This is a genomic window from Gordonia sp. CPCC 205333, assembly GCF_048537885.1.
Taxonomy (GTDB): domain Bacteria; phylum Actinomycetota; class Actinomycetes; order Mycobacteriales; family Mycobacteriaceae; genus Gordonia.
The window spans coordinates 71,313-83,857 of record NZ_JBCLVI010000003.1; the positions used below are offsets into that span (position 1 = coordinate 71,313).

Annotated in this window: 6 protein-coding genes; 4 read left to right on the forward strand and 2 right to left on the reverse strand. The window is 63.8% G+C overall.

The window, feature by feature from the left end; all coding sequences use genetic code 11:
- The first annotated feature begins 161 nt into the window (after positions 1 to 161).
- Entirely contained in the window at positions 162 to 9,425 is a 9,264-nt protein-coding gene (locus AAFP29_RS10530; protein WP_419217330.1) for a fatty acid synthase subunit beta domain-containing protein, read from the forward strand.
- Complete coding sequence (locus AAFP29_RS10535; RefSeq protein ID WP_419217331.1) at positions 9,422 to 9,817, forward strand: holo-ACP synthase; 396 nt, start codon at positions 9,422 to 9,424, stop codon at positions 9,815 to 9,817. The genes AAFP29_RS10530 and AAFP29_RS10535 overlap by 4 nt, the downstream gene beginning before the upstream one ends.
- Before the next feature lie 7 nt (positions 9,818 to 9,824).
- On the opposite strand, the gene AAFP29_RS10540 is transcribed toward AAFP29_RS10535, so the two are convergent.
- Both AAFP29_RS10540 and bcp read right to left on the reverse strand, forming a co-directional pair.
- Entirely contained in the window at positions 9,825 to 10,463 is a 639-nt protein-coding gene (locus tag AAFP29_RS10540; RefSeq protein WP_419217332.1) for a TetR family transcriptional regulator, read from the reverse strand.
- Positions 10,464 to 10,478: 15 nt separating this feature from the next.
- Positions 10,479 to 10,952 (reverse strand): thioredoxin-dependent thiol peroxidase, encoded by a 474-nt coding sequence (bcp, locus tag AAFP29_RS10545; RefSeq protein ID WP_419217333.1) that lies wholly within the window; start codon positions 10,950 to 10,952, stop codon positions 10,479 to 10,481.
- 174 nt (positions 10,953 to 11,126) lie between these two features.
- Here bcp and AAFP29_RS10550 point away from each other — a divergent pair, with 174 nt between their 5' ends.
- Both AAFP29_RS10550 and AAFP29_RS10555 read left to right on the forward strand, forming a co-directional pair.
- Positions 11,127 to 11,348 carry a DUF3618 domain-containing protein gene (locus AAFP29_RS10550; RefSeq protein WP_419217334.1) on the forward strand — a complete coding sequence of 74 codons (222 nt, stop codon included), beginning with the start codon at positions 11,127 to 11,129 and terminating at the stop codon, positions 11,346 to 11,348.
- On the forward strand, positions 11,345 to 12,541 hold the full coding sequence (locus tag AAFP29_RS10555; protein WP_419217335.1) for a L,D-transpeptidase: 1,197 nt from the start codon (positions 11,345 to 11,347) through the stop codon (positions 12,539 to 12,541). Before AAFP29_RS10550 ends, AAFP29_RS10555 begins: the two co-directional genes overlap by 4 nt.
- Positions 12,542 to 12,545: the final 4 nt, after the last annotated feature.

Here is a 12,545-nt window from a genome sequence, read left to right on the forward strand (position 1 = left end):
GTCCTTCCCTCGTCAAAGACATTGGGGGACAAGCGTGTTCGGTCGAAGCGACCATACCGTGGCAATTGATCCCCGCGTTCGGGGGCAATGGCCGCGAAAAGCAATAGATCCCCAACCGCAGGTGGCACCCGACAGTGTTCACCCGCCCGCTAGGAGTATCCGTGACAGTTGATCAGTTTCGAACCGATGCATCCCGTGCCGCCCATGCAGACCGTCCGTCATCACTGATCGACCGGATCGCCGCTGGTGAGCCATACGCGGTCAGCTTCGGTGGGCAGGGCGTCAACTGGTTGCCGACGCTCGCCGAACTGGTCATAGACGCCGAACTCGAGCGGAGCCTCGGGCGGGTCATCGACGCCGCCACCCGACTCCTGGATCCGGTCGCCGGTCAACTCCTGATCGCTCGGCCCGACGGCTTCGCTCCGATGACCTGGGTCCACGCTCTGGACGCTGGCGAAGCGACGCCGACTGAAAACACACTCACGAGTGCGCCACTGTCGGTCCCTGGCATCGTGCTCACCCAGATCGCCGCGATCGCTGCACTGCGCAAGCAGGGGCTGGACACAGTTGCCTACCCGCCGACGAGCATCGTCGGCCATTCGCAAGGCGTGCTCGCGGTGGACGCGCTATCAGCCGAACAGGACCAGACACCCGCGGGTGAGGGCGCACTGCTCGCACTCGCTCACTTGATCGGCGCGGCCGGTGGGATCGTCGCCGCCCGGCGAGGCCTGAGCATTACCGCAGACGGTTCGCCGATGTTGTCGATCACCAATGTCGTGCCAGCGCAGGTCGACGCAATCCTCGCCGACTACGCAGCGCAACGTGGCGGATCGGGACGTGACGCGTCGGATTCGACCCTTCCGGTCGTCGCGATCCGTAACGGACGGCGGTCCGTCGTCGTGGCAGGTGCGCCTCGCCATCTCGCCGCGCTACGTGACGAATGTGAACGTCTCGCGGCGGCCGAAGCCGATGATCGGAAACGAAAGGTCACCGGCGGCAGTCCATTCGCCCCTGACTTCGACTCGCTCGACGTCTCCATCGCGTTCCATCACCCGGGAATGGCTGAGGCCGTCGACCTCGTCGCGACCTGGGCTGCCGAATGCGGCCTTGACGCGCAGTGGGCGCGCCGGCATGCGACGTCGGTCTTCATCGATCATGTTGATTGGGTCAGCACCATTGACGACGTGGTTGCCGACGGTGCCAACTGGATTCTCGACTTCGGTCCGGCCGACGTCGTGACGCGACTGTCGGTGCCGCTGGTCCGGGGCGCGGGTGTCGGGTTGGTCGCGACCGCGTTGCGCGTCGGCCAGCGCAATTTGTTCAGCCCCGGCGGAGTGCCGGAGGTTCCGCGTCCGTGGGCTCAGTACGCTCCGCGGTTGGTGACCCTGCCGGATGGACGCACTGTTGTTGACACCGCCTTTACCCGTCTGACCGGGCGGTCACCGATCCTGCTGGCAGGTATGACTCCAACGACCGTCGATCCGGCGATCGTCGCTGCCGCGGCGAATGCCGGCCACTGGGCTGAGCTGGCCGGTGGTGGTCAGGTCACCGAGGAGATCTTCGCGCAGAATGTCGCCAAGCTGACCGAACTTTTGGAGCCCGGCCGACAGGCGCAGTTCAACTCGTTGTTCCTCGATCCATACCTGTGGAAACTCCAGCTCGGCGGCAACCGCATAGTGCAGAAGGCTCGCGCGCAAGGTGCGCCGCTTGACGGCGTGATCGTGACCGCTGGCATACCCGAGCTCGACGACGCCGTCGCGCTTGTCGACGAACTGGCTGAGGCTGGACTGCGTCATGTCGCGTTCAAGCCGGGCACGGTGAGCCAGATCCGCGACGTCATTCGGATCGCGGCCGAGATGCCACATCACCCGATCATCGTGCATATCGAAGGCGGTCGGGCCGGCGGGCACCATTCCTGGGAAGATCTCGACGACCTGCTGCTGGCCACCTACGGTGAGCTGCGTGCGCGGACCAATGTCGTGGTCTGTGTCGGCGGCGGCATCGGTACACCTGACCGGGCCAGCGAGTATCTGTTGGGTACGTGGGCGCACCGGCATCACTATCCGACGATGCCGCTCGACGGCGTACTGGTCGGCACCGCCGCGATGGCGACGCTGGAGGCAGCCACGGCACCCGAGGTCAAGCAGCTACTCGTCGACACCGAGGGCTGCGACGAATGGATCGGCGCGGGACATGCCGCCGCCGGCATCGCATCGGGCCGCAGTCAGCTCGGCGCCGACATCCACGAGATCGACAACACGGCATCGCGCTGCGGCCGCCTGCTCGACGAGGTTGCCGGCGACGCTGACCTCGTAGCTGATCGTCGTGACGAGATCGTCTCGGCGATGGCGCAAACCGCGAAGCCCTACTTCGGCGATGTCGCGCGAATGACCTATCGCGAGTGGTTGGAGCGGTACGCGACGCTTGCCGTCGGCGATGGCCAGCATGATCAGTTCCCGTGGGCCGACGTCACTTGGCAGCGGCGATTCATCGAGATGTGCCAGCGCACCGAAGCGCGGATGAACGATGCGGACACCGGTGCTATTCCGACGATGTTCGGTGCGAGTGACGCCACCGATGATCCGCATGCTGCTCTTGATGCGTTGGTCAGCGTGTACCCGGCGGCCGAGGTCGACCTTCTCCATCCCGCTGACGTCGCATTCTTCATCGAACTGTGCAAGACACCGGGAAAGCCGGTGAACTTCGTCCCGGTCATCGACAAGGATGTGCGCCGTTGGTGGCGCAGCGATTCGCTGTGGCAAGCTCACGATTCCCGCTATGGCGCCGACGCCGTGTGCATCATTCCCGGCCCGGTGGCGGTCGCGGGAATCACTCGCGTCGACGAGCCGGTTGGCGATCTGTTGAACCGCTTCGAGGCGCGGGTTGCCGAGGATCTGGCGACAGCGGGGGAGCAGCCATTCGACATTGATTCCCGGCGGCGCGGTCAATTGGCCGGTGCGGGAGCCATTTCCGCGCTGCTCGCCGCCGACGACGTGCGCTGGGCGGGCCGGATGGTGCCAAGTCCAATCGCGTTGCTCGGTGATCGAGACCAGTGGGAGATCGTCGATCCGCGACGTGCCGAGCACGCCCCCTCTGGCGCGGTAATCGCCGCTGCAGGCGAATCAGATACCACCACAACAACTTTCGACATCATCGTGCCTATCGCGAAGTCGTCGGTGCGGATCCCGGTGCGGGTTCCGGCGTCGATTCTCGACGGTGGCAGTCCGATCGTGGGGCTCGACGACGCCAGTGTTGCGATGCTCGACATCCTGCGTGTGGCAGCCGGCGGCGAGTTGGCGCACACAACTGTCAACGAGCTCCGGGTGAGCTCGCAGACCGTGGTGGCCTGGGACGCCGACAGCGTCGCCGACCACGCCGCTGTCACCGGCTACACGCTGCCGACCAGCCTTCGCCCGACGACGACGGCCCAGGAATTGGGCTTCGCCGTGCCCGACACGCTGGTCGGCGCCTGCTGGCCGAGTGTCTTCAGCGTCATCGGTGCCGCGCGAACCGCCGACGGTGTACCGGTTGTTGAAGGTCTGCTCGATTTGGTCCACCTCGATCACTCGGTGCATGTCGTCGGTGAGATCCCCTCGGCGGCAACGCAACTGCGAGTCGATGCCGCCGCGGTGTCGGTTGTCGATGCCAATGTTGGCCGGGTAGTCGAAGTTGAAGTTGGCGTCGTCGATGTCGAGACCGAGGTTGTCGTCACATCCTTCGTCGAGCGATTCGCGATCCGTGGACGTCTTGGAGAAGCCGAACTGGCCGACCCGCAACGTGCCGGCGGGGCAAGTAGCGATGAGCGGTCAGCGCAGCGCAAATTGCTGCGATCGGCAACGATCACCGCACCTCACCAGATGAACGGGTTCGCTTTCGTCTCAGGCGATCACAATCCAATCCACACCGACGTCAACGCGGCAAAACTGGCCGGGCTCGGCACACCTATCGTGCACGGCATGTGGCTTTCGGCCGCCGCGCAACAGGTGGTTACCGCAACCGATGCGCGTAATCCCATTCCGGCGCCCCGTCCGATTCGCGGCTGGACCGCGCGATTCTTGGGAATGGTTCGGACCGGTGACCAGGTTGCCATTCGGGTCGACCGCGTCGGACTCGACGCCGGCCGCGAAGTCATCGAAGTGACCGCGAAGGTCGACGACAATCTGGTGATGGCGGCCACCGCGCTGCTCGACGCGCCGCGTACCGTCTACGCGTTCCCCGGGCAGGGGATCCAGTCCAAGGGCATGGGCCTGGACGCGCGCTCGCGGTCGAAGGCCGCACGCGAGATCTGGGATCGGGCTGACACCCATACCCGTGCGGCCCTTGGGTTTTCGATCTTGGCGGTAGTCCGTGACAATCCCACCACCCTGGTCGCCGATGGCGTCACCTACCAACATCCAGATGGGGTGTTGTATCTGACCCAGTTCACTCAGGTCGCCATGGCGACGCTCGGCGTCGCGCAGATCGCCGAGTTGAAGGAGTCCGGCGGGTTCGTCGACGACGCGATCACCTGCGGACACTCGGTTGGCGAATACAACGCGTTGGCGGCCTGCGCCGGGGTACTGCCACTGGAAGCCGTACTTGAGGTTGTCTTCCAGCGCGGATCGGCGATGCACCATCTCGTTCCACGAGATGACCTGGGCCGCAGCGACTATCGAATGGCGGCCATTCGGCCCAGCCAATTCGGTCTGGCCGATGACCACGTCGCCGACTACGTTGCGCAGGTGGGCTCCGACGCCGGCGAATTCCTCGAGGTCGTGAACCTCAACCTGCGCGGGTCGCAGTATGCGATCGCGGGCACCGTCCGAGGGCTGGAACATCTGGAAGCCGACATCGACCGTCGCCGTGCTGAATTCGGCGGCAAGAGGGCCTTCATCCTGGTCCCGGGCATCGATGTGCCGTTCCACTCCACGGTATTGCGCGACGGCGTCCCGGCATTTCGGGAACGCTTGGCCGAGCTGTTGCCCGCCGACTTGGACCCGAATATTCTGATCGGTCGGTATATCCCGAACCTGGTACCGCGTCTATTCAATCTCAGTCGTGAATTCGTCACCGAGATAGCGGAACTGGTGCCCTCGGAGCCACTTAACGCGGTACTCGCCGACTTCGACGACTGGGCGATTCGTCCGTCCGAACTCACTCGCGTGGTCCTGATCGAATTGCTGGCGTGGCAGTTCGCCTCGCCGGTGCGGTGGATCGAAACTCAGGACCTGCTGTTTTGCGAGCCCGAGCAGGGGGGCTTGGCGATCCAGCGGTTCGTCGAGATCGGTGTCAAGAGTGCCCCGACTCTGTCCGGGCTGGCCACCAATACCCTCAAACTCGATGGGTTTGGCGGTGCGGTCACCGAGGTACTCAACGTCGAGCGCGATAGTGCAGTCGTTCTCGCCCAAGACGAAGGTGTTGAGCCCGAGGAGGATTCACTTCCAGACGTGCCGGCCGAGTCCGTCGAAGAAGGCGCACCGGCTGCCGCCGCACCGGTTCCCGCGGCTCCGGCTGCGGCAGCAGGCCCCCGACCCGACGACCTGCGATTCGGGCCAGCCGACGCAGTGACCGCGGTTATCGCATTGTGGACCAAGATTCGTACCGATCAGATCGGTGCGGTCGACACTATCGAGGCACTCTGCGACGGCGTGTCCTCCCGTCGGAATCAGTTACTCCTCGACGTGGGAGCCGAGTTGAACCTTGGCGCCATCGACGGTGCTGCGGAAGCGGATATGACCGCATTGGCATCGACTGTCGAGACGTTGGCCCGCGGCTACCGTCCGCTCGGCGCGGTACTCACCGACGCAGTCGGCGATCAGATGCGTAAGGTGCTCGGACCGGTAGGCAAGCGCCCGTCGTATATCACCGACCGCGTTGCCGATGTCTGGCAACTGGAATCAGGTTGGGGACTGCATACGCTCGTCGCGCTGGCGCTGGGAACTCGCGAGGGTGCCAGCGTTCGCGGTGGTGACCTGGGTGACCTGCTCGACGACTCGGTCGGCACTGTCGATGCGCTCGACGCGCTGATTGATCGAGCCGTCGCCAGTGTCGGTGCGGCGCAGGGGATTTCGGTCTCGCTCCCGAGTGCGGGTGGGTCTGGCGGAACGACTGTCGACGCCGCGGCATTGAGCGAATTCACCGAGGCGATCACCGGGCGGAGCGGCGCGCTCGCTTCAGCCGCGTACACGGTCTTGAGCAAGCTTGGTCTGGTGGACGACGAATCGGTGGCGCTGCCCGAGGCCGACGACGAAGCAGCGGTGCTGGCCGAGCGGGTAAGCGCCGAGCTGGGATCGGACTGGGCGCGCACTGTTGCACCCTCCTTCGACGAGAACCGCGCGGTACTGGTCGATGACCGATGGGCTTCTGCCCGTGAGGATCTGGCACGGCTATGGCTGCTCGACGATGAGCATGTCGACACCGAATTCGAATCGTTGACCACACGCTTTGTCGGAGCGGGCCATACCGTCGCCCAGCAGGCGACCTGGTGGCAGGGTAAAGCGCTCGCGTTGGGCAACTCGGTGCACGCACGCGCATACGGCGCTATCGCACATGAAGCCGAAGACCCCAATGTTGGCACATGGTCTGATGACATCGCCGTCGTCACAGGTGCGAGTGCCGCGTCGATCGCGGCTGCCGTCGTCGGCGAATTGCTGGCCGGCGGTGCCACAGTCATCGCGACGACGTCGCGGCTCGACTCCAAGCGGCTCGACTTCTATAAGGAGCTCTACCGGAACAATGCCCGCAAAGGGGCGGCGCTCTGGGTGGCTCCAGCCAACTTGGCCTCCTACACCGACGTCGACGACCTCGTCGAGTGGATCGGCGGCGAGCAGACCGAGAATCTGGGCAGCACAACGGGAATCGTCAAACCGTCGATGAAACCAACACTGCTGTTCCCATTCGCGGCACCCCGTGTCGCGGGCGACCTCACCGATGCCGGAGGCCGTGCCGAACTGGAGATGAAGGTGCTCCTATGGTCGGTGGAACGCCTTATCGCCGGACTCGCCGACGTGCATGCCGACCACAACATCGACGCGCGGGTACACGTGGTGCTGCCGGGTTCACCGAACCGTGGCATGTTCGGCGGTGACGGTGCCTACGGGGAATCGAAGGCGGCACTCGATGCGCTGGTCACACGTTGGTCTGCGGAGGAGTCATGGCAGTCCAAAACAACTCTGGCGCATGCTCTGATCGGGTGGGTGCGCGGCACCGGGCTGATGGGGCACAACGACGGAATGGTCGCGGCGGTCGAAGCTGCCGGCGTACAGACTTGGGCCACTGAGGAAATGGCCGCCGAGTTGCTGAAACTGTGCACCCCGGCGCAGCGTGCCGCGGCACGGTCGAAGCCGATTGAAGCCGACTTCACGGCAGGACTCGATCCGGCGTTGATTGACCTGAAAGCTCTCGCGAGCGCGGCGTCGGAGACGGACGAAGATTCGGAGACGCCCGCTGTCGAGGGAACCAGCATCAACGCGCTGCCGGCTCCGGCCCGCGCTCGGGAACTAGCGCCAATGTCGTGGCCGGAGATCAACTCCGCACCGCAGGACATGGTGGTAATCGTCGGTGCGGGTGAACTCGGTCCATACGGCTCGGCGCGCACTCGCTTCGAGATGGAGGTCGACGAAAGGCTATCGGCCGCAGGTGTTTTGGAACTGGCCTGGAATACCGGTCTGATCACCTGGGAGGCGACGCCGAAACCCGGGTGGTACGACACCGAGTCCGGGGATCCGGTCGCCGAAGCAGATATCGCCGACCGCTATCACGACGAGGTCGTCGCGCGATGCGGTATCCGTCGCTACGCGGATGACAATGAGATGATCGATAACAGCGCTCCGCTGTTGACGTCGGTATTCCTCGACGATGACCTATCGTTCGTCGTCGCTACCGAGGCCGAGGCGCGGGCATTCGCGTCAGCCGATCCCGAGCGCACAAAGGTTGCCCCGAACGCGGCGACCGGTGATTGGCAGGTGACACGTCTGGCCGGCACCGAGATTCGAGTGCCGCGCCGATTCGCGTTGAGCCGCACAGTCGGTGGCCAGATCCCGACCGGATTCGATCCGACTCGATGGGGCGTGTCGGCCGATATGGTCGAGTCGGTCGACCGGGTTGCGCTGTGGAACCTCGTCGCCACCGTCGATGCCTTCCTGTCGTCGGGCTTCTCGCCCGAGGAACTGATGCGATGGGTCCATCCAGGCTTGGTGGCTAACACGCAGGGAACCGGTATGGGCGGCATGACGTCGATGCGGTCGCTCTATCTCGACACACTCCTGGGTGAGGCGAAGGCGAACGACATCCTGCAAGAGGCATTGCCCAATGTTGTTGCCGCACACGTGGTTCAGTCGTATATCGGCTCCTACGGTGCGATGATCCACCCGGTTGCCGCGTGTGCCACGGCGGCCGTGTCGGTGGAAGAGGGCGTCGACAAGATCAAATTGGGTAAAGCGATGTTCGCGGTCGCTGGTGGATTCGATGACCTGGGCATCGAAGGCATCGTTGGATTCGGCGATATGTCGGCGACAGCGGACTCGGACAAGATGAGTGCACGCGGAATTGATGATCGACGGTTCTCCCGAGCCAATGATCGCCGGCGCGGCGGATTTGTCGAATCCAACGGCGGCGGAACGGTTTTGCTTGCCCGTGGCGACGTCGCGGAGCAGATGGGACTGCCGGTCCTGGGTGTTGTCGCCCATGCCCAAAGCTTCGGCGACGGCGTGCATACATCCATTCCGGCTCCGGGACTCGGCGCACTCGGCGCGGCTCGTGGCGGGCGTACCTCGCCGCTGGCGACGGCGCTGAAATCGCTCGGGGTGAGCCCCGACGACGTCGCGGTGATCAGCAAACACGACACTTCAACGCGTGCGAACGATCCCAACGAGGCGAAACTGCACGAGGAGTTGGCGTCTGCGATCGGACGCAATGACGGTGCTCCGCTATTCGTCGTCTCGCAGAAGTCACTGACCGGGCATGCCAAGGGTGGCGCGGCAGCCTTCCAGCTAATCGGGCTGTGCCAGATGCTGGGCGAAGGCGTGATTCCGCCCAACCGAAGCCTCGATTGCGTTGATGACGCGATGGAGAAATTCAGCCATCTGGTCTGGCCGCGGGAGACGTTGCGAATGGCTGGCAGGTTCCCGCTCAAGGCCGGTCTGCTGACCAGTTTGGGCTTTGGCCACGTCTCCGGATTGATCGCCGTGGTACACCCGGAAGCCTTCGTCGCGTCGCTCGACGAGTCGGCGCGAGATGCCTACCGCGTTCGTCGGGCCGAGCGTCTGCGCGACGGTAATCAGCGAATACTAGATGCCATGTGCGGTGGCAGCCCGGCCTACCGGCGACCGCCGAATCGCCGCTTCGACGAAGCGGCGTCCGAGGCGCGGCAGGAGACCGATCTGTTGCTTTCTGCCGATGGTCGCCTGGACGTCGACGGCACCTATGAGGCACAACCCGCGCGATGAGTGTGCTGGGGTTGGGGATCGACGTGGTGTCGATCTCCGAATTCGAGGAGCAGCTGCGTCAGCCGGGCACGACATTTGGTGATCGGTTCACCGTGGGAGAGCGACGTGATGCGGCGGCCGGGACGGGCAGCGATGCCCGGCACCTGGCCGCGCGGTGGGCCGCCAAAGAAGCGGTGGTCAAAGCGTGGTCGGTGAGTCGCTTCTCGCGCTCACCGCTATTGCCGATCATCAGACACAGTGACATCGAGGTGGTGACCGATACCTGGGGCCGACCGGGTATTCGACTCACCGGGGAAATTGCGCAGCACCTCGCCGGCACCAGAGTGCATATCTCGCTGACCCACGACGGGGACACCGCAGCAGCGGTCGCACTCATCGAAGATGAGGCGTAGCGGCCGATCAGTCGTCGGCCGCAGTCGTCTCCTCCAAAAGGAGGTATCCGGCCAACATGCGCTTGAGTTCGGTGACCGTCGACTCGTGGTCGTGGCCGTCCTGCACGGAGAAACTCAGTAGGGAGTACGCGGTGTGCACCAGCACCTGGGACATCATCGTGCGCCGCGTGCGTTGATCGGGCGTCAGTGGTGCGAGGAGCCGCTCAACTTGCTGCGCGAGGATCTTCTCGTTGAGGCTCGCCGTCGCACGCGTGGCAGGTGTCGACTGCACAGCGAGCCATACCGCGCGGCGGGATGGATCGCTATGCCACAGCGCGGCAAGATGATCGAGATATTTCTCCAGGAGATTGGGCCACTCGAGGGACGGGATCGCGGAGGCGAATTCGGAGAGTTCATTGCTCACCGAGACAGTGTCCTGACGATCGAGTTCGCAGACGATGACGTATTTGTTGGCGAAATACTGATAGAGCGTGCCGATCGGAACTTCCGCCCGCGCCGCGATCTCCTCACACGTCAACGATTCGAATCCAACTTCGATCAGCAGACTGCGTGCCTCAGTGAGCATCGTGTCGAATTTGCGTCGACTGCGTTCCTGAGTCGGCCGCTTACGCGGTATGAGCGGACCGGTGACGGGGGAGGGCACCATAACTGGTGACAGTGGCTAGATCTTGAGGTCGCGGCGAAGTTTCGCGACGTGACCGGTTGCCCGCACGTTGTACATCGCGGCTTCGATGACGCCCTTCTCGTCGACCAGGAAGGTCGACCGGATTACGCCGGTCACTTTTTTGCCGTACATCATCTTCTCGCCGAAAGCGCCCCATTTGGTCAGGACCTCTTTGTCGGGATCGGAGAGCAAGGGGAAGGTGAGTTCTTCGGTTTCTGCGAATTTCGCCAGTTTCGCCGGTTTGTCGGGGGAGATACCGATGACGTCGATGCCTTCGCCATTCAACTCGCCAAGATTGTCGCGAAAGTCACAGGCCTGTTTGGTGCAGCCCGGCGTCGAAGCGGCCGGGTAGAAATACACAATCACCTTTCGCCCGGTGAAATCCGACAAAGACACCGAATTGCCCTCGGCGTCCGGGAGGGTGAACGCGGGAGCCGGGTCGCCGACGTTCAAGCGGTGATTGGCAGTCATGGGGAAAGGCTAACCCATGCGAGGAATGCGTAGTTCTCAGCGGTGGGACGGTGGCACGACAGGCCAACATTGGGCGTTGGCGCACGTCGTGGAACCTGTATCATCGGGTGGTTGAAACAATTTCACGGGGCCGGCGCCGCGGCCCCACTTTCTTCTGCACTGAGGAGGCCGTCCGTGGGCGGGAATACCGAACGTATTGAACAGGACATCGCACGCGCGCGAGAGGACCTGGCGAACACGCTGGATGCTCTGGCGGAGCGAGCAAATCCGCAGCGTCTCGCCGACGAGGCGAAGAGTAAGGCACTCGTGACGCTGAATCACCCGGCCGTGAAGTACTCGGCAGCGGGTGTCGGGGCACTCGTTCTTCTCCTCTTGGTGCGGAAAGTGGTGAAGTGACGAAGCGTCGTCTCAAGGCTGCCTTCGCGGTCACCCTGGTCGGGGTGACGGCGGCGGCGCTTGCCTCCTGCTCCAAATCCCCGTCATACAGCGATGCTGTCGACTCGGTCGGCTCGTTCAGTGCCTTCTCGCAACCTGAACTCGATGTCACCGGTTGGCAGAACAAACCACTCCGCGATTCGGCCGTCGGGGTGATGCCTGGTGCACCGATTACGGTGACTTCGCACAACGGCGACCTCTCCGCGGTTACCGTCTCCGGACCGGACGGTCCGGTGAAGGGCAAAGTGTCGCCCGACGGCGGGAGTTGGGTCAGCGCCAGCGCACTCGACTACGGCTCGAAGTACACGCTCACCGCAGCGGCTCGGGGCGTCGACGGTGAGAACGCTCGCAAGATCAGTTTCACCACCAGTTCGGCGTCGAATTTCGCCAATGCCACGTCGATCACCGACGACGGCGAGACGGTCGGCGTCGGTCAGACGGTGGCGATCAACTTCGACGCGCCTATCGAGAACAAGCGCAACGCCGAGAACGCCATCAAGGTCACTACTGACCCCGGCGTCGACGGTGCCTTCTACTGGATCACTGATTCGATGGTCCGCTGGCGACCCGAGCATTTCTTCAAGCCGGGCACTAAAGTCCGAGTCGATGTGCGTACCAAGGGAATTGACCTGGGCGGCGGAACCTACGGGCAGAACAATCTGACGACCAGTTTCAAAGTCGGACGAAGCCTGATCGCTACCGCCGACGACCGCACGCACCAGATCAAGATCGCGGTCAACGGCAAAGTCGTGAAGACAATGCCTACGTCGATGGGTAAGGATTCGACGCCGACCAACACTGGCATCTATATGGTTGCCGAGCGGGTGCCAAGCGTCATCATGGATTCGTCGACCTACGGCGTGCCGGTCAATTCACCCGAGGGCTACAAAGAAGTTGTCTACAGTGCGAGCCGGATGTCGTTCAGCGGCATCTATCTGCACTCGGCACCGTGGTCGCTTGGCGATCAGGGCGTCGATGACGTCAGCAATGGCTGTCTCAACGTGAGCCCGGCGAATGCCGAATGGTTCTTGAACAATGCTCTGCGTGGTGACGTTGTGCAAGTCCGGAACACAGTCGGCCCGCCGCTTCCCGGCGACGACGGCCTCGGTGACTGGAATATCCCGTGGGTCAAATGGAAGAAGGGCAACGCGTAGAACG